The 23,745-nt window shown below is 39.2% G+C and carries 25 protein-coding genes and 1 pseudogene; 20 read left to right on the top strand and 6 right to left on the bottom strand.

Annotation, left to right across the window (positions count from 1 at the left end; genetic code table 11):
• Window positions 1–454 precede the first annotated feature (454 nt).
• From AC3G7N_RS18985 to AC3G7N_RS18965, 5 genes are all read left to right on the top strand, one after another.
• Window positions 455–1,411: a tRNA dihydrouridine synthase gene (locus AC3G7N_RS18985; RefSeq protein ID WP_489423729.1), complete on the top strand. Its 957-nt coding sequence runs from the start codon at window positions 455–457 to the stop codon at window positions 1,409–1,411.
• Window positions 1,412–1,581: 170 nt separating this feature from the next.
• Window positions 1,582–2,037 carry an SRPBCC family protein gene (locus AC3G7N_RS18980; protein ID WP_489423728.1) on the top strand — a complete coding sequence of 152 codons (456 nt, stop codon included), beginning with the start codon at window positions 1,582–1,584 and terminating at the stop codon, window positions 2,035–2,037.
• A 90-nt stretch (window positions 2,038–2,127) separates the two neighbouring features.
• Complete coding sequence (locus AC3G7N_RS18975) at window positions 2,128–2,442, top strand: DUF1761 domain-containing protein (protein ID WP_489423731.1); 315 nt, start codon at window positions 2,128–2,130, stop codon at window positions 2,440–2,442.
• On the top strand, window positions 2,430–2,624 hold the full coding sequence (locus AC3G7N_RS18970; RefSeq protein ID WP_489423727.1) for a GyrI-like domain-containing protein: 195 nt from the start codon (window positions 2,430–2,432) through the stop codon (window positions 2,622–2,624). Before AC3G7N_RS18975 ends, AC3G7N_RS18970 begins: the two co-directional genes overlap by 13 nt.
• A 325-nt stretch (window positions 2,625–2,949) precedes the next feature.
• Window positions 2,950–3,822 (top strand): aminoglycoside phosphotransferase family protein, encoded by an 873-nt coding sequence (locus AC3G7N_RS18965; RefSeq protein ID WP_489423726.1) that lies wholly within the window; start codon window positions 2,950–2,952, stop codon window positions 3,820–3,822.
• A 241-nt stretch (window positions 3,823–4,063) separates the two neighbouring features.
• Here AC3G7N_RS18965 and AC3G7N_RS18960 read toward each other — a convergent pair whose 3' ends face one another.
• Window positions 4,064–4,879 carry an MBL fold metallo-hydrolase gene (locus AC3G7N_RS18960; protein WP_489423725.1) on the bottom strand — a complete coding sequence of 272 codons (816 nt, stop codon included), beginning with the start codon at window positions 4,877–4,879 and terminating at the stop codon, window positions 4,064–4,066.
• Between the two features lie 322 nt (window positions 4,880–5,201).
• Here AC3G7N_RS18960 and AC3G7N_RS18955 point away from each other — a divergent pair, with 322 nt between their 5' ends.
• Both AC3G7N_RS18955 and AC3G7N_RS18950 read left to right on the top strand, forming a co-directional pair.
• Window positions 5,202–5,456, top strand: coding sequence for a hypothetical protein (locus AC3G7N_RS18955; RefSeq protein WP_489423724.1), 255 nt, complete (start codon window positions 5,202–5,204; stop codon window positions 5,454–5,456).
• A 147-nt stretch (window positions 5,457–5,603) separates the two neighbouring features.
• On the top strand, window positions 5,604–6,056 hold the full coding sequence (locus tag AC3G7N_RS18950; RefSeq protein WP_489423723.1) for an NUDIX hydrolase: 453 nt from the start codon (window positions 5,604–5,606) through the stop codon (window positions 6,054–6,056).
• 387 nt (window positions 6,057–6,443) lie between these two features.
• On the opposite strand, the gene AC3G7N_RS18945 is transcribed toward AC3G7N_RS18950, so the two are convergent.
• Both AC3G7N_RS18945 and AC3G7N_RS18940 read right to left on the bottom strand, forming a co-directional pair.
• Window positions 6,444–6,530: a putative holin-like toxin gene (locus AC3G7N_RS18945; RefSeq protein WP_489423730.1), complete on the bottom strand. Its 87-nt coding sequence runs from the start codon at window positions 6,528–6,530 to the stop codon at window positions 6,444–6,446.
• Between the two features lie 326 nt (window positions 6,531–6,856).
• Window positions 6,857–7,564 carry a DNA alkylation repair protein gene (locus tag AC3G7N_RS18940; protein WP_489423722.1) on the bottom strand — a complete coding sequence of 236 codons (708 nt, stop codon included), beginning with the start codon at window positions 7,562–7,564 and terminating at the stop codon, window positions 6,857–6,859.
• 402 nt (window positions 7,565–7,966) lie between these two features.
• Here AC3G7N_RS18940 and ppsA point away from each other — a divergent pair, with 402 nt between their 5' ends.
• The 3 genes from ppsA (at window position 7,967) to AC3G7N_RS18925 (ending at window position 11,858) form a co-directional block, all read left to right on the top strand.
• Window positions 7,967–10,585: a phosphoenolpyruvate synthase gene (ppsA, locus tag AC3G7N_RS18935; protein WP_489423721.1), complete on the top strand. Its 2,619-nt coding sequence runs from the start codon at window positions 7,967–7,969 to the stop codon at window positions 10,583–10,585.
• 178 nt (window positions 10,586–10,763) lie between these two features.
• Window positions 10,764–11,198, top strand: a complete 435-nt coding sequence (locus AC3G7N_RS18930) for a cell wall hydrolase (RefSeq protein WP_489423720.1) — start codon at window positions 10,764–10,766, stop codon at window positions 11,196–11,198.
• Window positions 11,199–11,459: 261 nt separating this feature from the next.
• Window positions 11,460–11,858 carry a VOC family protein gene (locus AC3G7N_RS18925; protein ID WP_489423719.1) on the top strand — a complete coding sequence of 133 codons (399 nt, stop codon included), beginning with the start codon at window positions 11,460–11,462 and terminating at the stop codon, window positions 11,856–11,858.
• A 132-nt stretch (window positions 11,859–11,990) separates the two neighbouring features.
• On the opposite strand, the gene AC3G7N_RS18920 is transcribed toward AC3G7N_RS18925, so the two are convergent.
• Window positions 11,991–12,590 (bottom strand): YdeI/OmpD-associated family protein, encoded by a 600-nt coding sequence (locus AC3G7N_RS18920; protein ID WP_489423718.1) that lies wholly within the window; start codon window positions 12,588–12,590, stop codon window positions 11,991–11,993.
• Window positions 12,591–12,816: 226 nt separating this feature from the next.
• Entirely contained in the window at window positions 12,817–13,926 is a 1,110-nt protein-coding gene (locus tag AC3G7N_RS18915; protein WP_489423717.1) for an oxidoreductase, read from the bottom strand.
• A 287-nt stretch (window positions 13,927–14,213) separates the two neighbouring features.
• Between AC3G7N_RS18915 and AC3G7N_RS18910 the strand changes: the two genes are divergently transcribed.
• The 9 genes and pseudogenes from AC3G7N_RS18910 (at window position 14,214) to AC3G7N_RS18870 (ending at window position 21,121) form a co-directional block, all read left to right on the top strand.
• Window positions 14,214–14,762: a DUF420 domain-containing protein gene (locus AC3G7N_RS18910; protein WP_489423716.1), complete on the top strand. Its 549-nt coding sequence runs from the start codon at window positions 14,214–14,216 to the stop codon at window positions 14,760–14,762.
• Between the two features lie 255 nt (window positions 14,763–15,017).
• Entirely contained in the window at window positions 15,018–16,775 is a 1,758-nt protein-coding gene (locus tag AC3G7N_RS18905; protein ID WP_489423715.1) for a DUF6454 family protein, read from the top strand.
• Between the two features lie 234 nt (window positions 16,776–17,009).
• Window positions 17,010–17,531 carry a DinB family protein gene (locus tag AC3G7N_RS18900; RefSeq protein ID WP_489423714.1) on the top strand — a complete coding sequence of 174 codons (522 nt, stop codon included), beginning with the start codon at window positions 17,010–17,012 and terminating at the stop codon, window positions 17,529–17,531.
• Window positions 17,532–17,592: 61 nt separating this feature from the next.
• Entirely contained in the window at window positions 17,593–18,201 is a 609-nt protein-coding gene (locus AC3G7N_RS18895; protein ID WP_489423713.1) for a class I SAM-dependent methyltransferase, read from the top strand.
• 161 nt (window positions 18,202–18,362) lie between these two features.
• Entirely contained in the window at window positions 18,363–18,572 is a 210-nt protein-coding gene (locus AC3G7N_RS18890; protein ID WP_489423712.1) for a hypothetical protein, read from the top strand.
• Window positions 18,573–18,678: 106 nt separating this feature from the next.
• Window positions 18,679–18,789, top strand: a pseudogene (locus AC3G7N_RS18885) (zinc-ribbon domain containing protein); the annotation flags it as partial.
• A gap of 105 nt (window positions 18,790–18,894) precedes the next feature.
• The gene (locus AC3G7N_RS18880; protein ID WP_489423711.1) at window positions 18,895–19,998 is read left to right on the top strand and encodes an NADH:flavin oxidoreductase; all 1,104 of its coding nucleotides are present in this window, start codon (window positions 18,895–18,897) and stop codon (window positions 19,996–19,998) included.
• A 333-nt stretch (window positions 19,999–20,331) separates the two neighbouring features.
• Window positions 20,332–20,760, top strand: a complete 429-nt coding sequence (locus AC3G7N_RS18875; RefSeq protein WP_489423710.1) for a hypothetical protein — start codon at window positions 20,332–20,334, stop codon at window positions 20,758–20,760.
• Between the two features lie 190 nt (window positions 20,761–20,950).
• On the top strand, window positions 20,951–21,121 hold the full coding sequence (locus AC3G7N_RS18870) for a hypothetical protein (RefSeq protein WP_489423709.1): 171 nt from the start codon (window positions 20,951–20,953) through the stop codon (window positions 21,119–21,121).
• A gap of 198 nt (window positions 21,122–21,319) precedes the next feature.
• Here the strand turns inward: AC3G7N_RS18870 and AC3G7N_RS18865 are convergent, their stop codons facing one another.
• Window positions 21,320–22,210 carry a spore coat transglutaminase TGL gene (locus tag AC3G7N_RS18865; RefSeq protein ID WP_489423708.1) on the bottom strand — a complete coding sequence of 297 codons (891 nt, stop codon included), beginning with the start codon at window positions 22,208–22,210 and terminating at the stop codon, window positions 21,320–21,322.
• Window positions 22,211–22,424: 214 nt separating this feature from the next.
• Here AC3G7N_RS18865 and AC3G7N_RS18860 point away from each other — a divergent pair, with 214 nt between their 5' ends.
• Entirely contained in the window at window positions 22,425–23,597 is a 1,173-nt protein-coding gene (locus tag AC3G7N_RS18860) for a hydroxymethylglutaryl-CoA synthase (RefSeq protein WP_489423707.1), read from the top strand.
• Window positions 23,598–23,745: the final 148 nt, after the last annotated feature.

Below are 23,745 nucleotides of genomic sequence, written 5' to 3'. Positions count from 1 at the left end.
GAAAGCGACTGCCCGCAGCGGTAATCACGTTGCTGTTATGTCGCAGTTTATATCAGTTACGACAAAGTAACTAGCAACAAGTTTTATGAAAAGACAAATTTCTAATTCGTGTCAAGTACCATATTTCAAGTGCTACATGTCCTACAGTTTATTGAATGCATCATGATTATCTATAAAGTTGAGTAATAAAGGATAGAATATCTTGTTAGAATTATTAACTGCGCTATATTTATATCGCATAATAGACTGCTATGGCTGTTTTACCCACCAATAAAATGGTAACAGATTTTGAAATTGCCACTATTATGCCTTTTTCTGAATTTACCATAGTTTGATAAAAAGTGCTTAAGCATGGTATAAATTTAAAAGAAGCAAAGATATCTTTGCTTCTTATTTTGGGGTCGCAACAGGGTTTATCCTGGTGTGCAGGTAATGAGAGGATTGAATTTTTAATATGACTACTAATTTTTGGCGTGATTTACCACGACCATTTTTTATACTAGCACCAATGGAAGGTGTGACGGATGTTGTTTTCCGCCATGTAGTAAGCGCGGCAGCTAGACCAGATGTTTTTTTTACAGAGTTTACAAACACGGTAAGTTATTGTCATCCACAGGGTCACCAAAGTGTTCGTGGGCGGTTGACCTTTACCGAAGATGAGCAACCACTTGTGGCTCATATATGGGGGGATAATCCCGAGTATTTCCGGCAAATGAGTATTGGAATGGCGAAAGAAGGTTTTCTCGGTGTGGATATCAATATGGGCTGTCCTGTACATAATGTGGCATCGAAGGGAAAGGGAAGCGGTCTTATCCGTCGGCCAAAAGTTGCAGCAGAACTAATACAAGCAGCAAAAGCAGGAGGATTGCCCGTAAGTGTGAAGACAAGGCTTGGTTACTCTGACATAGATGAATGGCGCGACTGGCTTACACACTTATTGAAACAAGACATCACTAATCTTTCTATTCATCTGCGTGCAAAAAAGGAAATGAGTAAGGTGGATGCTCATTGGGAACTGATTCCGGAGATTAAAAAACTTCGTGATCAAGTGGCACCAGATACACTTTTGACGATCAATGGAGATATTCCTGATCGTCAAACTGGCTTGGATCTCGTTCGTCAATACGGTGTTGATGGGGTTATGATTGGACGTGGTATTTTTAAAAATCCATTCGCCTTTGAAAAGCAGGCGAAAGAACATAGTAGTAAGGAATTTCTGGAGCTCTTAAGGTTACAGCTTGACCTTCATGATCACTATTCAACTGAATTTGAAGCCCGACCATTCAAACCTCTTCATCGTTTTTTTAAGATATATGTCCGTGATTTTCCAGAGGCGAGTGGATTAAGAAACCAATTGATGAACGCAAAGTCAACGGATGAAGTACGCACATTGCTTGATAACTTTGAGTGAATGAATACTGGTACTAGTATATTTTGGGTAGTGATACCTTTGCTGAAACTGGCGCATTTCTCTAATTAGGAGTGCGTCTAATTCATGCAGTGAGAACTGTACGAAGCAGGATATCTTAAAAAGGTTGTGGAACTATTAAGTAGATATATAGTTTAAAGGAGGAAAATAGCTTGGGAATTCATTTCGAAGTAAAAAGAACCATTGAGGTTTCACAGCATGATGTTTATACGGGTTTGCTTGACCTCAATTCTGCAGGCAATTGGATGCAAGGGTTCGTTGGGATAAAGCGCTTGGACGAAGGTCCATTACTGGTGGGAAGTCAATGGATCGAAACGAGAAAGATGTTCGGAAAAGAAGCTTCTGAGCATTTTGAGGTTGTCGAACTCGAGGAATCAGAGAAAATCGTGCTGCGCTGTGATGGAACAAAAGGAACGACGGGAAAAGGGGAGTTTGTATTTACCTATTTACTATCTTCCTTCGGGGATGATACTGCGGTTACGATGCATGGTGAGATAAAGGGACTTACTGGTATATCCAAATTGTTCGGTAAAATGATGGCAGGATTTTTTAAAAAGGCATGTGTAAAGGATTTAGATGCATTAAAAGGCTATCTGGAAAATCGCTAAGAGTATAGTGAGCGTGAGTAGAAAATGAATTATGATGAAATCATGTAAAGCCTTGAGAAATTAGGGCCCGAACAAACGAAGGGTTATTCCATAGTATTATCCGATAAAAAGGAGAACACCAGAGATATTAAGAAAACACAATCCAAAGGTCCATTTAACTATATTTATTCTGTAATCATTGCATTTATTATTTCATTTTTTATGGCAGTACTGGTTCAATCGATCGGAGCAGATCATTTCATTACAGGTAAGATGATTGGCTTAATAATCGGACTCTTTATTTCCATGGTTTATCTTAAAAATGCATTGTTCGGACTCATTTCGAAAAAGGTATTATTTATTGCGATAGGTGATCATCTAATTATTTTTACTTTTTTAGGCATTATTCATGGATGGCTTATCTAATCGACGTACCATACTCATCAAAATCTACATTACAAGAAACAATGGCAAAAACATATTCAGAATGGCTTCCTTCTTCCGATTATGAAGTAATCAATGCTCCTTCTTTATCTTTTACTAAAATGGATAAACATAAAAAAGATTACGCTTATAGTGAAGTTTGGATTCCTGTTCGGAAGAAATAAAAAAACAAAAATTATCGTTAATCTATGAAGAGCCACGCTGATAAACCTGCGTTGCTCTTTTGAATTATTGCCACGTTCACCAAAAACATTCCAGGTCCATTAGTTCAGTAACTTCAACAAATTGGAGAGTTTGTTGAAGAGATCAAAAAGATTAAGCTATAGGAGTTGTGTTACAATTGAATAAATTAAGAGCAGTTAATTTTTAAGGTGTGGCTGCATTTTATGACGAAAAACTGTGGCTTTTTGATGTTGAGTGTACAGAGCATTATAATAATTGTTCCACCAATAAAAATTAAACGCAGAGCTACCAAGGAGGGATCATACGATGTCCGAGAAGATGCATGCTGACGAATTGGAAATTGATGAGCGACTTGTGCGTCGTTTGCTAGTCGATCAGTTCCCCCACTGGGCAGAGTTGCCCCTGCGGAGGGTCGAACCAGTTGGAACGGTAAATGCCATTTTCCGACTTGGCGACGAATATTCCATTCGGCTAGCGAGAAGGGAAGGACCGACGACACCAGGAGGGCGCGAGTTCTTATGGCTACCAAAACTCGCGCCATCAGTTCCACTTGAAATCCCTGTGCCTATCGCTCAGGGGCGCCCCAATAACGAATATCCATGGTTTTGGGAGATACATTCGTGGCTGAGGGGTGAGACGGTGCCGATAGAAGCGATTGACGAGATTCAGGCAGCGCGCGATCTCGCAGCGTTTGTCGTAGCACTGCAACAAGTCGATTCATCGGGAGGGCCGTTAGGACGCGGCATTCCTTTGGCCCAACGGGACAAGGACTTCCGATATTGGCTAGCACGATTCAGTGGCGATCCCGCGGTGTCTGCTGTGTGGGAGTCGGCTCTGGCTGCGCCTCCATGGAACGGTCCTCCTGTTTGGCATCACGGCGATCTAGATGTACGTAACTGGCTCGTACGAGATAAGCGTATCATCGGTGTGATTGATTGGGACACAATGGGCATCGGTGACCCTGCGTGTGATGTGATGGTCGCGTGGAAGTTGCACTCGCCAGAGGCGCGCGATGCGTTCCTTGATGCTCTCCGAACGGACGACGCTACATGGGCAAGGGCCCGCGGATGGGTCGTATCACAGGCAATTGCAATCCTTGCCTACTACACGCCGCAAAACAATCCAATTTTGTACAATGAGGCGAAATCCTGGCTAGACCTAGTGCTAGCTCAAAAATAATCAGTTATCTTAAGAGTGGGACATATCTCGGTTATCCATTCAACGGGCGCGATTGTTAAAAGATCATAGATGGAAATGATCAAACTTTATTATAAAAATTGTATAGTGCCTACAAAGAGTGAATCCGTTTTGATCAATCTTTTTTTTAAAACGGATTTCTTTATTTTTTCCATAATAAAGGCTTTTTGAACAACCTCTTCTAGAGTCACCTTCGTATATATTTTCTGAGGGTGCAAAAAAACTAGCTGTAATTTTCGTTTAAAAAAGACCTGATCACATGAATCGTATCCCATTTCCCCATTGAAAAGAATGTAATCGGATATTTCTTTTTAAAGACCTCTGATTGAATTTCCGCTTCACTGCACCCCTGTTGATGAAGGGAGCTTATCTTTTCCTCAAGTTCCCTTAAGTAATTAAGCTTTCTTGTCAATGCCTGGTGCCCGTCCTTTACATAACCGGCATGGCAACAGAACATTTCGCCAAAATCATATGCCAATACCCTTTCAATTGAATTCATAATCATAGGCATGCTTTCCTCGCGCAAAATGACCTTTGTTTTAGGGGTTACGTACAAATCGCCCGAAAACAGCTGTCCTGTCTGCCGGTTTAAAAAGGATAAGTGGTCTTTTGCATGTCCTGGTGTTTTAATCCCATTCCACACGGCATTCCTGGAGGTAAATGTATCAGCTATTGGCTGTGCCTCAAAAGGTTGTCTCCTCCCCCAGAATAATTGTCGGTATAATGGATAATCCGCCTTCCTGGCACAGTATTCAATTGTCATTTCATTCATGTACACAGGCAGCCCATATTCTTTTTGTACATATCTGGCCCCGCCGGTATGGTCCTCGTGATAATGGGTAATCATTACCTGATCAACATCCATTTGTGCGAAAAAGTTTTTAAACTGGGGAAGTAAGGTTTGGGAGCCGGTATCAATTAATACACCATCAACCTCAAAACAATACACATTTAACGTAACACCGCTAAATGACACCTGACCATTTACAAATCGGACATTGTTGACTTCATCTATATGTGAATTCCTTTTTAGAAACATCCGCTCACCTCTTTATCTGTACCTGTAGGATACCATAAAGTGAGTGACTATTCATTTTTAATAAATAACGGGAAATCTCAATCTGTGTCATTTTTATTGAACTTTTTGAACAACCTCTATTAAACAAAAGGGCGCATTTCTTTAACAAAGGATTGGTCCTTTTCATTATGTGTTGAGTCATTTTGCTGAATAAAAATTCAAAGATAAATTGGTTATTTATGTTAATATTGGGGTGAGACAGTGAAGGAATGTACTTTAACTAAGTTAGCAGGATAGTGGAAGAAAAAGGATTAGAGTTTTTCGATTGAGGGGGTAGAAAATATTGAAAAAGCAGAGTTTTATGAATGGAAAAGTTAAACTTTTGACAAACATTGCTATAGCATTTACTGGCATTGTTGCTTTTAGCAATCTTATTTTCTTTGATTCGAATCTGTTAGATGTTTTAGGTCTAATTTTATTTGGAATAGTCACTTTATTAGTAGTGTTTGAGACATATAAAGAAAAAAAGATTGTTTCTGTTTTTATGATTTTAATATTTGTTTATATGTTTGCTGCTTGGGCTAGCCCATCAATATAAAGGTAACTAACAGGTGCTCTTATTCCATAAAGTATTTGATACAATCTTAACCAAACGGGCGCGTTGATCTAAAAAAGCGTCTTTCTTTATAAGTAAGAGCAGAGATCATTAAAGTGGATTTGCTGAATGCTAAAGGGGGACTAATAAGTGGATTATGTAAGTGAATTAAGAAAATTAGTTGGTCACAGACCTTTACTATTAACTGGTTCTGTTGGCTTGGTTTTAAGCCAAAATAATGAGTTATTATTACAGCATAGAACCGATGGTGGGTGGGGACTACCAGGTGGATTAATGGAATTAGGTGAAAGCTTAGAAGTTACCGCCCGAAGGGAAGTTAAAGAAGAGACTAATCTCGATATTGGAGAGCTTAAATTGTTGGGAGTATTTTCTGGCGAAGGCTATTACTTTAAGGTTTCTAATGGTGATGAATTATATTCTGTAACTGCTGTTTATGTATCTAGTGATATAAAAGGCAATATTGAAATAGATACAACTGAATCATATGATGTTCAGTTCTTTAGTCTTGAAAATTTGCCTGAAGGATTAACTGAAGAATATCGTGGCTACATAAATACTTACATAAAAGAATTAGTTAAATAATTTTTGAGCTCCGCTAACGGAGTGGAGTTAGTAATTTAACTTAATGAGATACTCCTGAAGTTTTTTGTTATAGTTCAATCTTCCGCAATAGTGCGCTTTTCCGGTATAGGAGCTCTCTGAAATACTTGTAAAATAATGCGGAATTCTAATTGTAAGATTTGGGATCAAATGTGTGATAGTGAAATTGGTATCCAAGGCAAAATAAAGAATAGTAAAATGTTTAACATATAGTCAAGATAAGGTATACTATAAGTAGAAAGTCATACAATAATAAAGACTGAACGGTGCGACTAACACCATTCAGCCTAAGTACAAAAGCCCTTCAAAGGGGCAACTCATAACAAAAGATAAGAAATAACCACCTATTGCTTGGTTGGCTAAGGGTGGTTATTTCTGTTTATTCAGATATGTCAGTAGAGCAACGATTAATGCTCCAAAAATAAGCATTAGAAAAATCGATTCAAAAACTGACATAAGCCTCACCCCCATTCTGAAAAAGGGATGAGTTACCACCCTTGAAAAAGCCTATTTGCACTGCCTCTATTATAACAAAAAGCTTTGTTCACTTGGTGTTTTTAAGTAAATTAAACTAAGGAATAAAAACTCACAATTAGATTTCGTCGCTTAAAATTATTTCAAACTCATTTGTCTCAAAAACAATGCCTAATGTCAGAAAATGAGCAATCTTTTTTTCAAAATGGATTCTTTTTATTTATCGAAAGATATGGGTTTGTGAGATGTTTTTGATCGAATCGATCTATATTTTAAAGCTACATCAACGTCCCTATATGAAGCTAATTCTAACACCTTACATGTTTGCGTTTGAAACCAATCTTTCCTTTTTCAATTTGTTTTTGAATGTTTTCGTAAGCGTTTAGGAAACTGGTTTTTTTATTGTCCCGTTTGACCTCAACAGTACCGACTTCCTTTGCGGTTTCGAGTGCTTTTTCATGCAGCGGCAAATAGGAAATACCCACGGTGGATAGAAAGTTATTCATAGAGGATTTTGTTCGCTCTGGCGAATCAAGAATCGATTTTTTCACACTATCAAGCATATTGGAAATCTTGTCTTCGGAAAATTCAATATCTTGGCGATTCCCTAATAGCCAGCAGTAGCAACTCCAGCCCGCTGACATTCTCAGCTCGTCACCGCTTGCGATCCATTTATCAGCAACGTCCTGTGCAATATCTGACTCTGACAAAGTTACTGCCACTACAAAATCTGACAGCATATAAAAATACGCTCCATCCATCCAAGCGTCAAAATCCGACTCAGTCATGGCTTTTGGGTCTGCTATAATACCTGCAAAGTACATGGCATCGTAGTTACCCGTGGCATAAAACTCATCTGCTAAAGACTGATTTAATTTTAATTTCTTTGCGATTGGTTTCATAGCACCTGTAGCCACGCCAAAAAGCGGCTCGTGCGCACCATTTGATATGTACATTTTTTTAGTTCGTTCCTTACCGAGGGCTTCAAGCTCCTGCATAACCGTTTCGAAATCCATAGTTTTGTACTTCCTTCCTGAATCGTAAATTCATGTTTTAAATGGAAAATGCTATCTATCCATTTCTTGCAATCAGACACTTAATAGAGTGATGAAAAAAGACCCAATTCCTTCCTATAAATGCTAAGAAATTGGGCCTGTTAATATTGGATTTCTATGGTATAGATCGTAAAATTTCATTGATAAAAATGAAAAACTGTGGTAAATTTATATAGTTACCCACTGTTAATGTATTTATGTATAGTTATCCCTGTTTAATATTATACACTATAAAATAATTTCAGTCAAGTTCTATTTTTAAGAGGAAAGGAACTTGTCCAGGAGGCAGGAACGGGTGGGCAAGTGTATTAGTTTGACCAGATAAATAATTTTTGTATGGAGCGATAAATAGGAGGGAAAGAATTGAAACCATATGTACTAGAATTTCGGGAGATTGATAAAACGAGTCAAATGGCGGTCGGTGGCAAAGGGATGAATTTAGGGGAACTATCAACGATTCATGGAATGCAAGTGCCAGAAGGATTTTGTATTACGACAGAAGCTTTTCAACAAGCCCTCGAACAAAACGAAGCCTACCACGCATTGTTGGATCAACTAACACTGCTAAAAGCAGGGGACCTGGATCAAATTGGTGAAATCAGCAGGAAGATTCGGACAATCGTTATGGAAGCAGAGATTCCTTCCGATGTTGTGAAAGCTGTTGCTCACTATCTCAACCGGTTTGGCGATGAACACGCTTATGCTGTGCGTTCCAGTGCAACCGCTGAAGATTTACCACACGCCTCTTTTGCTGGTCAGCAGGACACCTATTTAAATATCATCGGAAAAGAAGCCATTTTGCTGCACATCAGCAAATGTTGGGCTTCCCTATTTACGGATCGTGCAGTGATTTACCGAATGCGAAACGGATTTGACCATCGCAAGGTTTATCTGGCTGTTGTTATTCAACGAATGATTTTTCCACAAGCTTCCGGAATACTATTTACAGCTGATCCAGTTACTTCAAACCGCAAGGTGCTGTCGATCGATGCTAGCTTTGGACTGGGGGAGGCACTTGTCTCCGGTTTAGTGTCTGCCGATTGCTACAAGGTCAAAGAAGATAAGATCATCGATAAAATGATTGCAACCAAAAAACTAGCAATCTATGCCTTAAATGAAGGAGGCACAAAAACCCAGCAAATAGACCCCAATCAGCAAACAAAACAAACACTTACTGACCAGCAAATTTTACAACTAGCTTCCATAGGAAGACAGATCGAAGCTTACTTTGGTTGCCCACAAGATATCGAATGGTGTTTGGTTGATGATACATTTTATATTGTCCAGAGTCGGCCAATCACTACTTTGTACCCGATCCCTGAAGCGGGTGAGACCCAAGAAAATCACGTTTATGTATCTGTCGGTCATCAACAAATGATGACTGACCCCATGAAACCATTGGGATTGTCTTTCTTCCTGTTAACGACTCCTGCACCCATGCGTAAAGCTGGTGGAAGATTGTTCGTTGATACCACACATAGCCTGTCTTCACCTGCTAGCAGAGAAATGTTATTAGGTACCCTGGGACAGTCGGATCCGCTCATAAAAGATGCACTTATGACCATAATTGAGCGAGGAGATTTTATAAAATCGTTACCAAATGATAAAAGAGAACAGAGTCCCGGTAAAGGCAATAATGGTACGCCGTCTGCGGATTTTCAAGGACAAATCGAAAACGAGCCGACAATCGTTTCTGATTTGATTAAGAGTAGTCAAACATCGATAGAAGAGTTAAAGCATAACATCCAAACGAAATCTGGACCGGACTTATTTGATTTTATTCTAGAAGATATCCAGCAATTAAAGAAGATTTTATTTGATCCACAAAGCTTGGGTGTGATTACGGCTGCTATAGATGCTTCATCATGGATCAATGAAAAAATGAACAAGTGGCTGGGTGAAAAAAATGCAGCAGACACGCTTTCTCAATCTGTGCCACACAATATTACTTCGGAAATGGGGCTGGCGCTATTGGATGTCGCAGATGTGATTCGCCCTTATCCGGAAGTAATTGATTATTTACAACATGTAAAAGAGGATACCTTTTTGGATGAATTGGTTACGTTTGATGGTGGACAGGAAACACAAGACGCCATCAATGCTTATCTCCACAAATACGGAATGCGGTGTGCTGGTGAAATTGATATTACGAAAACTCGCTGGAGCGAAAAGCCAACTGCACTTGTCCCTATGATTCTCACTAACATCAAAGAATTTGAACCTAATTATAGCAAGTGGAAATTTGAGCAAGGGCGACAGAAAGCTTTTAAAAAAGAACAAGAGTTACTAGATCGATTGAAGCAATTACCAGATGGTGAACAAAAAGCCAAAGAAACAAAACGGATGATCGACCTAATCCGGAATTTCAGCGGGTTTAGGGAATATCCAAAATACGGGATGATTAATCGCTATTTCGTTTATAAGCAAGCTTTATTGAAAGAAGCCGAACAACTCGTACAAGCGAACGTTATTCATGAAAAAGAAGGTATTTACTACCTCACTTTTGAAGAACTTCATGAAGTCGTACGCACAAATAAAGTTAATTATCCGATCATCAGCAAACGAAAAGACGAGTACCATTTGTATGAAAAACTAACTCCTCCACGTGTTATCACCTCTGATGGTGAAATCATTACAGGTGAATACAAACGAGAAAATCTCCCAGCCGATGCCATGGTAGGTCTGCCTGTTTCCTCTGGAGTTATAGAAGGCAGAGCACGCGTCATCTTAAAAATGGAAGATGCAAATCTGGAAGATGGGGATATCTTAGTCACAGCTTTTACTGACCCTAGCTGGACACCATTGTTTGTATCCATAAAAGGTCTTATCACCGAAGTTGGCGGACTGATGACCCATGGTGCGGTTATTGCCCGTGAATATGGTTTGCCTGCAGTTTTCGGTGTAGAGAATGCTACGAAGCTGATCAAGGATGGACAAAGAATCAGGGTGAATGGAGCAGAAGGGTATATAGAAATACTATAATTCATTACATTTAATCATAGGAAGAGCATTTGAATTAGAAGAATCATTGACAACAGGGTGCTTTGAGGCTAATTATTAGTTTTTTATTGAGAAATTAGCCATTTATCTTGCGAAATTCTATAGCTATTTACTGACATCAAAGTAGGCTTTTTTCATATGATACTTTGAGGTGAAAAAAATGCCAATCGTAAAATATACAAGTGCAGATGTTAACTTAATGGCAAGGATGATGAGAGCGGAAGCCGTGGGTGAAGGAAAACAAGGAATGTTGTATGTGGGAAATGTAGTTGTTAATCGGACTAAAGCGGATTGTTTAGATTTTAGAGATGTAAGAGCAGTTCGAGAAGCCATTTTTCAAATCCAAGGAGGGAATTATTCTTTTGAAGCTGTTCAAAAGGGTAGTCTATTCTATAAGCGAGCGAGATCTGTTGAGAAAAACTTAGCAAGAAAGAATTTGAATTTTTGGAGACAACAGCCAGCGCAATATGCACTTTGGTATTTCAATCCATATGCTCCATGTCCTCCAACATGGTACGGTGAACCTTTAACTGGTCGTTATAAAAATCATTGTTATTATGAACCAGCAGCTGGAACATGTCCCAGTGTTTATTAAGTTATTGTATTTCTCCAGGAAAACAAGATTATGAAACGTACTAAACCTGTAAAAGATGATGCGAAAGATATCTCTATGTTGAGTCTTGGAGATAAGGGTGCACAAGCTGAAGAACGCTATCACTATTATCTTGATATCAAGTCTTCATGAATGGAGCGCGATTCTGGAGTAGGAATCGCGCTTTTCACACTATGATTTACTGCAATGAAATGCATCGTATGTGATAAACTTAAGAAAACATACGAAAGGAGTCGTATTATAATGGAGAAGATAACACCATTTTTGATGTTCCAAGATGGCAACGCAGAAGAAGCAATGAATTATTATACATCGATCATTGAGGATTCCGAAATTAAGAGCATCTCACGTTACGGAGCGAATGAAGCTGGAGAGGAAGGAACGGTGATTCACGCGATCTTTTCTGTAAAGGGCCAGGAATTTATGTGCATTGACAGTCATGTGAAGCATGAGTTTACCTTTACACCGTCGTTTTCCATCTATGTCACTTGTGATTCTGAAGAGGAGCTCAACAATCTTTTTGAGAAACTCATCACGGATGGACAAGCGCTTATGCCGCTGGATGACTATGGTTTCAGTAAGAAGTTTGGCTGGGTAAATGATCAATTCGGTGTTTCATGGCAACTTAATCTTCCGAAATAGCCACAAGGATTACCACTTGTTGTCACCGATTTTACAAGATAAAAGGGGCCAATTTCTCAGTAAAAAAACTGAGAAATTAGCCTTTCACTATTTTTGAATGATTGTACTGAGATCCTACAAGAAGTTGAAGCTTTAATCATTTAACCCCTTACCATCAAGAATTTGCTGCATATATTTTTCAACCCTTGACTCCCGGGTTTTGGATTGTTTGGCTCCTGAAAAATAAAGATTATATGCTCTTTGCCGTCCTGGCGTCAATGCTTCAAAAGCTGTCTTCAATGCTGGGGTTTCTTCTAGTTTCTTTTGAAATTCTTCAGGAAATACAAGTTCTTTCTTCTGTTTCGTATCCACTTTCAAACCGGCTTTTTCCACTTCAGTGGCTTCATTCACATAGGCTTTCAAGATGGGTTCCAACTCAACTATTTCCTGAACATTGGTGAACCGAATCTGGCGCGCCGCCTGTACATTCTCCGTTTGCTGGATTAAAATCCCATGGGCATCCTGTAACAAGGCACCTTTGTGGAACAGAAGCGCACAATACTCTTTAAATCCATGTATTAAAACTATATTTCCACCCTGAAACGTGTAACAAGGTTTACCCCACTTTAATTCTTCGGACAGCCCGCAGTCAAGAATAATCATTCTCAATTTCTCAAATTCTTCCTGCCACTTTTTGGCGTTACTTAAGAATTTATCAACCTTAGGGTTCATACTTTTATCTCCCTCTGTCATGGTAGTTTCCTCCTTATTGTTTTTACTGATATTGCATTAAGTATATATAACTATTTGTATATAATAAATCGTTTTCTGAAACTTAGTGGAAGAATCATGGTATGATCCGGTTGACACTGTGTTGATAAAAAAATTACGCTTGGTGGTGCAAATCTGGAATACGGAATTGTCCCATCTTTAATTTGACCACAAAAAAACCGCTCCATATCAGGAACGGCTTCCATAGTTATTCCACTAATTCCATCTCAACTTCATGGTCTTTAACTTCAGCTTGCGGGAGTAGTGTGTTTGCAAAGTCAAATTCCTTTAACTCTTTTCCTTTAACAACCTTATTAGGCAAATCTGGATTTGCCAGTGCGCTTGTGCCCAGTGACACTAAATCTGCGTGATTTTCTTCTAATAATTTCTCCGCCTTTTCTGGTTCTCCGAGTTTTCCATTTGCGATAACCGGTAGCTTTCCAAAGTCTTTAGCTGCTTGTGCAAGCGTTCGGCTACCTTCACCAAATGCGGGTGCCGTTGCATCACCATCTGTTACGTGAATGTAATCTAAAGAAGACTTCCCAAGTGCCGTGAAGATGGAGTCTGCTTCATCTTCCCCGTTAGCCCATTTATGGTCTGGATCGGAAACCTTGATTTGAGAAATACGTATTCCAATCACAAATTCCGGACCTACTGCAGCACGTACTTCGCTTATAACTTCAAGCATTAGCCGGATACGGTTTTCAACTGAACCACCATATTGATCTTCGCGGTGATTTAAATAATCCGTTAAGAACTGATCTAACAAATACCCATTAGCACCATGCAGCTCGACGCCATCAAATCCAGCATCTTTTGCACGGATGGCACTTTGTACGAAAGCATCTTTTGCCTGGTTAATATCATCTTCTGTCATTGCTTTAGGTGTTTGGAACGGGCCAGAACCACCGTAGAAGCCCAGTTGCTCGCCTTTTGGAGCAATTGCGGAAGGTGCAATGCTTTCATTGGTATGTGCATTCCCCTGGCTTTGTCCACCAGCATGCATGAGCTGTGCGATTATCACGGAACCATGATTTTGAACCGTTTCAACGACAGGTTTCCATGCCTGTACATGTTCATCATTCGCAAGACCAGGTTGGTTAAAGTAGCCTTGGCTGTAGCGCTCGTCCGGGTAAATTCCTTCCGTGATGACAGCGCTGAAGCCACCCCTTGCATAGCGCTCATAATAACGTTTCATTGTCTCATTGGCCCGTCCATCTTTTTCTGCACTAATACGAGTCATGGGAGCTACTACATAACGGTTCTTTATTGTTTTATTTTTTATTTCTGAAGTTGAAAATAATGTATCCTTGTTCATCTATAATCATCCTTTCTTCTAAATCTGCATTAACGTTCATCATAGAATTCATTTTTCTCAGGTTCAAGGTATCTGCTCAGGGTTGGAGGACAAAGGGGTCAGGTCCTTTGTCCCGATGAATTGCGGAAGATCGGAATTCCTTTAGGTATTGCAATACTTTGTCTATTTCTTGCCGAAAGCATGACATTTTCTGTTTTTAGAGAAAACGCACACCTTTTGGATTGCTCTTTCCGATTAATTTTCTTATGCTAGCAGAAAGGCATTCAATCTAGGAGTGAAAAAAACGTATGAGTAAAGAAATCCACAACCCCAAACAGCGCAATTACAATCCGCTGATTTGGGTTCTATCCATAGTTATCGTAGGGGTTATTTTGGGTACATATATGCTGCCGAAAAGTTCGGATGGCACGGTATGGGGCATTGAATTAACGGTATTGCCGATGCTGAATGCTATCTTTAACAGCTTCACTTTTCTCTTTTTGTTAACGGCATTAATCATGATCAAAAAGAAAAACATTAACCTGCACCGCAGATTCATCGTTGCAGCATTCGTAACAACCTTTTTGTTTTTTATCTCCTATTTGACTTATCATTCTATGGCTGAGTCTACAAGCTACGGTGGAGATGGCGCGCTGATGTACGTTTATTATTTTATACTGATTACACACATTGTTCTGGCTGCATTGATTGTGCCGCTAGCGTTGATTACACTCGGAAGAGGCTTGAATAGGAAAGTCGAAAAGCATCGGAAAATTGCACGCTGGACAATGCCAATCTGGCTGTATGTCAGCCTGACGGGCGTACTAGTCTACTTAATGATTTCACCATACTATTAAGTCACCGGACTTCATAATTTGCGGATCAAAAAGATGGAATAACTCCCATGCCATGTTAAGGCATAGGGAGTTATTTTCTATTTAGTCTCGGCGAATCTTTAAACTCTTATGTCTTGAAAATATCATATATACTATTGTTCTAAGTATATAGTTAAAAATTTACAGTTTTTCAACATGAGATTAATATCTGCTCAACATTCCATTGTTAACCTTGTTAGTGAAGTATAACAACAAACAAAGTGGAGGTTGAGAATCTTGAAAAGAAGGTTGATAAAGTTATCTTTTGTTTTTACAGTAATTGCTTTATTTGCGTTTCCCATTGCGGATATTTCTTTTGCTGGCCATAACGATTCTATGCGTGCTAACCAGGAATCGGTATTGTCCCTTTCAAAAGCTCACGCACATAATGACTACTTGCATGACCGTCCGTTATTTGATGCAATAAAACATGGATTTACGAGCGTTGAAGCTGACGTCTGGCTTGTCGATGGAAAGCTGCTTGTTGCCCATGAGAAAGAAAACGTGAGTCCTGAACGTACTTTAAAGTCGCTTTATCTTGATCCATTAAAGGAAAAAGTCAAGAAAAATCATGGGGCGGTTTATTCAGGCTATGAGCATGATTTTCTCTTATGGATTGATATTAAATCCGAGGGTAAGTCTACATACCGTGCTTTGCATAAGCTACTACGTTCTAATCAGGATATTCTTACAAAATTTGGACCGTCAGGCGCAAAACCTGGTGCAGTTACTGTGATTGTTTCAGGAGACCGTCCGCGCACCTTGATGGAAAATCAAGATGTTCGTTATGCAACTTTTGATGGACGGATGAGTGACCTTGGCTCAAATGTTTCGAATGAATTTATGCCTGTTATAAGCGACAACTGGCAGGACCATTTCACTTGGATGGGCGAAGGAGAAATGCCAAAAGAAGAAAGAGCGAAACTTAATAAAATTGTTACAACCGCTCATGCTAATGGTCGGATGGTTCGTTTTTGGGCCACTCCTGATAGTCCTTCTGATGATCGTGAGGCAGTTTGGCTGGAACTATTACACGCTGGTGTAGATTTAATTAATAGTGATGATTTAGATGGATTACAGAAATTTTTAAAGAAAAATGACTCCACCCCTTCTGGACCTCATATAATATGGAACGACGAGCAACAAACGGTTAAAAAAAGCAATATAGCTGAAAGCTTTCAGCAACTAACCCGTAGCACAGAGCTTGCAAAAGTAGATGATATTAAACTTAATTTTGATGTATACCATCCGCAAGGCATGACGAAGGTAGGGGACCTATTCTACATGTCCTCTGTCGAAATACTTGAACTCCCAGAAAAGTATGATTCTCCTAAAAATGGTTATGATCGAAGTCCAGGGAGAGGAACCGGTCACTTGTTTGTCTTTAACCAACATGGAAAATTACTAAAAGATATTGAATTAGGAGAAGGAAACATGTACCATCCTGGCGGGATTTCGTACGACGGAGAAAACATATGGGTGCCTGTGGCTGAATACCGTCCGGGTAGTCGATCGATAATCTATAAAGTGAATCCAAAGACAATGAAGGCAAAAGAAGTTTTTCGGGTGGAGGACCACATTGGAGGCGTGGTTTCAAACCAGAATAACGGGAAACTCTTAGGGGTAAGCTGGGGTTCCCGTCAATTTTACAAATGGAATGAAATAGGGAAGCAGCTTTCCGTTGAGAACAATCCAAGTCATTTTATTGATTACCAAGACTGTGAGGGGGTGGGACAAAATCAAATGATTTGCAGTGGCATTTCTGTGTTGTCGAATCCTACCTCTGACAAGCCTTACGAACTTGGTGGACTGGCTTTGTTAGATATGGGTACAACCGAAATGCTTTACGAAATACCAATAGAAAAATGGTCGCAAGAGGGTCACGTTGTAACTCGTAATCCGGTGTTTATGGAGAAATCAAAACGAGGCCTCGTACTATACGCTGTCCCGGATGATGATAACGCCTCATTGTTAGTGTATGAAATGGGAAATTAACCATCATATTGTATTAAAAGTTCACTCAAAAGCTATCTTTGATTTTGTAGTATTAGGTATTGTCGTTTTACTAATATATATTTCGAGCCACACAAATGGGCGCAATTCTGTATAAGAATTGCGCTTTCTTAGCTTCTGTAACCTTTTCTCCACTCGTTCGTATATAAAGCAGCCGTTATTCATAGGATTAATTACGCTGAAAATGAAAGGAAACAGCGAAATGGAGGGTATAAAATGGATTATAGAATTAAACAAAGAGATGGTTTTGATGGGAAAATTGGAGAGCTTGTTTCCATGTTAGAGTATTCAAGAGAAGTATTATTGAATGATATTAAAGATTTGAGTCAGTTTGAATTAGATTACATAGCATACGAAGGAGCAAATTCGATTGGTGCTCTTTTAATGCATATTGTTGCGGTTGATTTTGTTCATCAGGTTATTACCTTTGAAAATAGAGATATAAATGAAGATGAACTTTCTAATTGGGAGCCAGCTTTATTTCTCGGTGATAAAGCAAGAGAGGAAATCAATAATCGTCCGCTTGAGAATTATTTAAATTTATTATACGAAACGAGAGAGAAAACTTTATCACAGTTAAGCACCAAAAATGAAGCCTGGTTATTTGAGGAAACCAATTTGGGTAATGGCTTTTCAAATAATAAATACTGGATATGGTATCACGTCATGGAAGATGAAATAAACCACCGTGGACAGATTAGGTTAATTAAGCGGATGCTGTTAAATTATCATGCCTGACAAGTTTTTCGGGAGAAAAGCTCCATAGATCTGAATACTTTATTCTTTCAGGGAGGCAAACATGGAAAGGGAAAAACTTATTAAGAAGTTTGATAAACAAGCCGATACATATGCGGAAAAGAGGGTTAGTCAGTCTGCAAACAAGTATCGGAAAAAGTTATATAACGGGGCAAAAGGTAAAACACTGGAGGTAGCAGTCGGTTCGGGGAATAATTTTGCCTATTATCCAAAGTCTGTAGATGTTACAGCAGTAGATTTTAGCCCGAGGATGCTTGCCAAGGCAAGAGAAGCAGCGGATGCGAGCAGCATTAATGCAAGATTTATTTTATCAGCTGTTGAAGAATTGGATTTCCAGTCTAATTCCTTTAACACAATCGTTTCCACAGGGACGCTATGTGTCTACGAGAATCCAATACATGTTTTGAATCTGTTTAACCGATGGTGTAAGCCAGATGGCCAAATCCTGCTTATGGAGCATGGGGTCAGCACGTTCCCGCCACTGGCTTTGCTGCAAAAGGGGCTTGATCCACTTGCTGTTAAGGCTTTCGGCTGCCATCAAAATCGTGACATCGAACATATCGTGAAGGCGTCAAACGTGGAAATTCACAAAATCGAAAAAGCTCTATTGGGGTATATCTATTTAATCTGGTCTTGCCCGAACAAAGAATAAAGATTAACAAAGCCGCACTTTACTTCTTAAGCATAATGATCTGTTTGATTGTGGACCAGCTCATGTTATAATGAAAAACTTAGGATAATTACGACTTTTGCTCATAATTGAACGGATGCCAAGAAAAGCCTCCGCCTATAAAAATATGGAGGTGTAAGAGAATGAATAAACGATGGACTATCGGTAAAATTAATGATTTTGTTGAGAACAATTCCGAGAGTAAACTGCTAACGACTGAGTATCAAGGTTTTTCTCAAAAGTTACTATTTAAATGTTCATGCGGCAGTAATTTTGAAAAAACATTTAAGAAATTTAAAAATAATAATCAACGTAAATGTGACGCGTGCCAATCGCCAAAGGCGTCACGCTAACCGTATAGCGAATAAACAAAGTACCGACTATTAACTAGTAGTTGGTGCTATTTTTATTTTATAGGAGTAATTTTAATTGACCTTAAGTTGAACTACCTTAAAATGCTGGGAATACGGTGAACATTTTACTGTCACGATAGGTGAACAACAATTTTATAAGCAAAAAGGGTTCGTGCATCCCAAAAGGTGTGAAGAATGTAGAGAAACAAAAATATGAGATTCAACTATAGCGTTATGTAAATAATTTACAAACAGATTTCTTTTCTTTCCTGAAGCAATTTGAAATAATATTTAGTGTATCAAGGAATGAGGAGGACCAAAATTGAGTAAAACAAATATATCAACAAAACCATTATTTAAACCATTTAAGAGTGATAATTTACTAGTTTCCAATCGCACGGTGATGGCGCCAATGACGCGTGGTTTTTCACCAGACGGAGTGCCAGGGGAGGATGTGGTAGCTTATTACCGTCGCCGAGCTGAAAACGGAGTAGGCTTAATTGTAACAGAAGGAACAGGGATTAATCACCCGGCTTCTGTTTCAGGTGCTAGTATTCCTCAATTTCATGGGGAAGCATCCTTGAACGGCTGGGCTGAAGTGGTAAAGGAAGTGCATCAAGCTGGTGGGAAAATTGTACCGCAACTCTGGCACGTGGGGATGACCCGTAAAAAAGGGGAGCTTCCAAATGAAGAAGCACAACCTGTTGGCCCATCTGGCCTAAGCTTGTCAGGAAAAAAAATAACGGAACCGATGACGGAAGAAGAAGTTGTTAATATGGTAGAAGCTTACGCTCAAGCGGCAGCTGATGCAAAACGCCTTGGCTTCGATGGCATCGAGCTTCACGGCGCTCATGGTTATCTAATCGATCAATTCTTCTGGGGAAATACAAATAAGCGTACGGATCGTTATGGTGGAGATCTTGTCGGACGTACACAATTTGCAGTTGAGGTAATAGAGGCATGCCGACGTGAAGTTGGTCCGGGTTTTCCAATCATCTTCCGTTTTTCTCAATGGAAAATGAATGACTTCGAAGCCAAGCTTGCAACAAATCCAGATGAATTAAATCGTTTTCTGAAACCACTTGTAGAAGCAGGAGTAGATATTTTTCATTGTTCTACCCGTCGTTTCTGGGAGCCGGAATTCGATGGCTCTGAGTTAAACTTGGCAGGATGGACAAAGAAACTATCGGGCAAACCTGTAATTTCTGTTGGATCAGTTGGGCTTGATGGAGAATTCACAAGCTTTTCCGGTGCTAACACTACCAGTCTCGATGGTTTGATTGAAAAGCTGGATAATGAGGAATTCGACCTGGTAGCGATCGGCCGCTCGCTATTGATGGACCCTGAATGGGTGAAGAAAGTTCAGGACGGCAGAGTAGATGACTTATTAGCATTTAATAAAGAAGCACTGCAAACGTTATACTAGATAAGAAAATAGCAGGTATTCTACTGGTGAAAGATATTGGTGGAGTACCTGTTTTTTTGTTAGGAAAGAAAGCCTAAACTTTGGCAGTAGTCTGTCTAGCTGCAGCGCCTAACCCGCCTGAGGTTTTAAGTCTAATCTCTTTATTTCGGACTAAATGCAGTGATGCATATGATAGAATTAGAGTCTTCACAAAACAGAAAGGCTGTTTTTATGTTCAAGCGATTATATTCACGATTTATATTGGCGATTACAAGACTTTTATTAAGTCTCTTGTTATCTAAAAGCGATGCTAAACTGAAGAAGAAAAACACCTTCAAAGAGATTGTAAATTTTATGGAAAGAATAAAATCAAACTTAGTTACCAACAACCAATTGAACGAAGACTTAACAAAGGGACCGATAAATGGCCGGACGAAAAGTTCAAGAACACTTATTAATGCTTTCGTTACTCATCGCGAAATGATTGAAGAGGAGGAAGAAAACTTTTACGTTCAAGTGGCAAGAGATTGGACGAAAGTATTGACGAGAAAAAGGCATAGAAGAGCTCTTATATGCATCATTATCTACTTAGTTTTCTATGTCGGAGTCATTTTCCTCCACCGTTATATCAGTGGTTGGAGTGGGCTTGTCTGGATAATGGTTCTATTCCTATCCCCGCTTATCGGAATGTTCAGTGCAGCGTTTGGGAAGGGATGGAAGAAATGGGTGCTACTACTGGTTAACCTTTTCTTACTTTCTGTCACTATCATGATAATAGCCTAGCTAATTCCTAATAAGGAAGCCTTTAGGATCATATACCGAAGTCAGTAATTTTTTAATAACCATCCTTAAATTTTCTCGTCCTGGTCATTTTGTATGGTTAAGTTCTCAGAGTTATTGAAAAAAATAGCCATAAATTTGATTTCTGTATTATAATAAGAAAGTAACAGAAATAGTAGAGGAGACAACTTAAATGTCTAGTGAAAAGAAATTAAGTATGCAAGAAAAAGTTCAGCAGCATCTGGAAAAGAAAAAACAGGCACAAGCTAATAACAAAAATAACACCAATATGAACGGCTCTAAGCCCCATATGAAAAGTCAACAGGCAAAGAAACCCAGTAATACGCGTCGGAAAATGGGATAGCTAATTCTAGCATAATAAAGAATTGCGCTTTTATATGAACAACAAATGCAGAGAACCTTTTTAGGGTTTTCTGCATTTGTTGTTCGGAGATGTGTGAAGTGGTTTCTTGTACCGTAACTTTAAACTAATCTTGTTATTTTTTTAAATTGGCTCTCATAAAAAATGGAACAAGGTTCCTGTAAACTGTCCCCCTTATCCCTAATCCAATGTACCATTCATTGTTATCTTAATAGCCCCCGTACACAACATATTAGCTAAGGAGCAATGATAATAGTAAGAAATAGATGTTTGGTTATGGTGGTTTATATTTGCATATATTAATACGCGATTTAAAGGCATTCTATCAGATCTATTGCCTTGTTTTAGCCGGATCCAGCGGTCGAAAGAAGGTCTTACCATTTTGTCGAGCATGTAAGCATCAACTTCACTTGATTTACTTAAAGCGTTAAGATTTTCGATCATTTCCTTCTTGCCAAGAATGCCCATTCCGTGACCATAATAATGGTTATCACCTAGGTAAACCGCATTTTCCCCACGCCATTGAGGCTTAGAATAGTCCGGGTTATCGAAATAAACAACATCCGCTGGAATAGGTTCCTTTGCTGTAACGAGTTCCAAGCCTAGATCGGAATCTGCCTCCCAGCTGTACAAATATAAATTCGGAAAATAATTATTGAATGTTTCTGCTCCAAGATAGTGAAGCGCTGCAAAGTAGTACACGATGATCATAGCTGTTGCACATTCAAACGCGTATTCAGAACCATTTTTAAAAATATCAACGATTGCAACAGAAGGTATTACCCCTTCTTTTAAACGAATGCCGCCTTGTTCCGTGACGGTCCAATACTTCTCATCAGCCCTTGTTTCCTTGAAAACAGCAAAGGTCACGTTGCTTTTGTTAAGCTTTTTTGCGGCTTTCATAATATGCTCCCTTATAAGGATGGTGTTCTCTAATTCCTTAAAAGATTGATAACTGTATACTCTTAAGCTTTTGTTTAGCTGACTTAAAATTTTTCTACCTGCACTCGAAACCATGACTTTACTCATTAACTCATTCCAATTCAAATCCGTACCTGAAATCCTAATCATTTTGTCCTCACCTTTTTCATTAGAATCATTATGACAGTGTATACAGTTAAATGGAATCTTGTGACAGTTACCTAGGTATAAACAAAGGGAAACGGGGATAGGATAGGTTCTTGTCCACCGAGAACTCTTCGTACTATCATGAACAATTAATTTATAGTAAACTGTAAATTACCAGATTCATACTGGGATTGTTGTAAGCAAAGGAGAACGACTCATGAAAATAGGGATTGATAAGATAGGTTTCTATACACCTCATATGTATGTTGATATGAACAATTTAGCTGCAGACAGAAATGTGGATCCTGAAAAATATACGATTGGTATTGGACAAGAGAAGATGGCAGTACCACCGATCACACAGGACCCAGTTACATTAGCAGCAAATGCGGCACTTGAAATTTTAGATGAAAAAGATAAAAAGGAAATTGACTTTGTCATATTCGGAACAGAATCAGGCATCGATAGCTCCAAATCAGCAGCGGTTTACGTTCATGATTTATTGGATTTAAACCCGTATGCTCGGGCAATTGAAGTGAAACAGGCTTGTTATGGAGCAACTGCTGGTATTCAAATGGCAAAAGGGCATATTGCGTTGAATCCAGAAAGCAAGGTGTTGGTGCTCGGTTCAGACATTGCAAGATATGGCTTGAATACACCAGGAGAAGCAACGCAAGGCGCAGGAGCGGTTGCGCTAGTGATCAGTGCAGATCCCAGCATTATGGAATTGGAAGACCAGAGTGTGTATTTCACCACGGATATTATGGATTTCTGGCGTCCAATTTACTCGGACAAAGCGTTTGTCGACGGAAAATTATCGAATGAACAATACATGTCATTCTTTTCCAAAGTGTGGGAGAGATACAAAACGAAGACAGGTTTAGAGTTAAAAGATTTTGAAGCAATTTGCTACCACCTGCCTTATACAAAGCTAGGGCTTAAAGCGTTACGAACTGTTTTGGATGAAGGAACCGAAGATGTGAAAGACCGGCTACTGGAAAACTACAAAATTAGTGCAAGGTATAACAGAAATGTTGGGAATATATATACGGGGTCGTTGTATTTAAGTTTCCTTTCTCTACTTGCACGAAAAGAGGATTTGGATGCAGGTTCACGAATTGGACTATTCAGCTATGGCTCTGGAGCAGTAGGGGAGTTCTTTACTGGCCTACTACAAGCCGATTATCGGGAGCACTTACACGTTGAAAATCATATCAGATTATTTTCCGCAAGAAAGGAAATTACTGTTGCTGAATATGAGAAAATTTTCCAAGAAACATTGCCAACTGACGGTTCAACCATTGAATTCGATATTGATAACGATCCTGCAACCATTTGTTTAGCAGGTATGTCTGATAATAAGCGTCAATATGTGAATAAAGCGAAATAGATTTTGGTGAAAACTCTGGAGGAGATGTATCTTTCCAGAGTTTTTTTAGAACAAAGAAGTATAAAATTTTGGCGATTATCTGTCTAGCTCCAACGCCCATTGCCTAGTGCCCTTCAGGCGCCTCCTTACGATAAGGTCAACATCGAAT

The organism is Virgibacillus carmonensis, assembly GCF_057836705.1.
This window is presented reverse-complemented; position numbering and strand designations above follow the sequence as displayed.

Coding starts and splice junctions, on each gene's coding strand:
- AC3G7N_RS18985 (WP_489423729.1), top strand. CDS start 455: ATGACTACTAATTTTTGGCGTGATTTACCACGACCATTTTTTATACTA.
- AC3G7N_RS18970 (WP_489423727.1), top strand. CDS start 2,430: ATGGCTTATCTAATCGACGTACCATACTCATCAAAATCTACATTACAA.
- AC3G7N_RS18965 (WP_489423726.1), top strand. CDS start 2,950: ATGTCCGAGAAGATGCATGCTGACGAATTGGAAATTGATGAGCGACTT.
- AC3G7N_RS18960 (WP_489423725.1), bottom strand. CDS start 4,879: ATGTTTCTAAAAAGGAATTCACATATAGATGAAGTCAACAATGTCCGA.
- AC3G7N_RS18945 (WP_489423730.1), bottom strand. CDS start 6,530: ATGTCAGTTTTTGAATCGATTTTTCTAATGCTTATTTTTGGAGCATTA.
- AC3G7N_RS18940 (WP_489423722.1), bottom strand. CDS start 7,564: ATGGATTTCGAAACGGTTATGCAGGAGCTTGAAGCCCTCGGTAAGGAA.
- AC3G7N_RS18930 (WP_489423720.1), top strand. CDS start 10,764: ATGCCAATCGTAAAATATACAAGTGCAGATGTTAACTTAATGGCAAGG.
- AC3G7N_RS18925 (WP_489423719.1), top strand. CDS start 11,460: ATGGAGAAGATAACACCATTTTTGATGTTCCAAGATGGCAACGCAGAA.
- AC3G7N_RS18920 (WP_489423718.1), bottom strand. CDS start 12,590: ATGACAGAGGGAGATAAAAGTATGAACCCTAAGGTTGATAAATTCTTA.
- AC3G7N_RS18915 (WP_489423717.1), bottom strand. CDS start 13,926: ATGAACAAGGATACATTATTTTCAACTTCAGAAATAAAAAATAAAACA.
- AC3G7N_RS18910 (WP_489423716.1), top strand. CDS start 14,214: ATGAGTAAAGAAATCCACAACCCCAAACAGCGCAATTACAATCCGCTG.
- AC3G7N_RS18900 (WP_489423714.1), top strand. CDS start 17,010: ATGGATTATAGAATTAAACAAAGAGATGGTTTTGATGGGAAAATTGGA.
- AC3G7N_RS18895 (WP_489423713.1), top strand. CDS start 17,593: ATGGAAAGGGAAAAACTTATTAAGAAGTTTGATAAACAAGCCGATACA.
- AC3G7N_RS18890 (WP_489423712.1), top strand. CDS start 18,363: ATGAATAAACGATGGACTATCGGTAAAATTAATGATTTTGTTGAGAAC.
- AC3G7N_RS18875 (WP_489423710.1), top strand. CDS start 20,332: ATGGAAAGAATAAAATCAAACTTAGTTACCAACAACCAATTGAACGAA.
- AC3G7N_RS18870 (WP_489423709.1), top strand. CDS start 20,951: ATGTCTAGTGAAAAGAAATTAAGTATGCAAGAAAAAGTTCAGCAGCAT.
- AC3G7N_RS18865 (WP_489423708.1), bottom strand. CDS start 22,210: ATGATTAGGATTTCAGGTACGGATTTGAATTGGAATGAGTTAATGAGT.
- AC3G7N_RS18860 (WP_489423707.1), top strand. CDS start 22,425: ATGAAAATAGGGATTGATAAGATAGGTTTCTATACACCTCATATGTAT.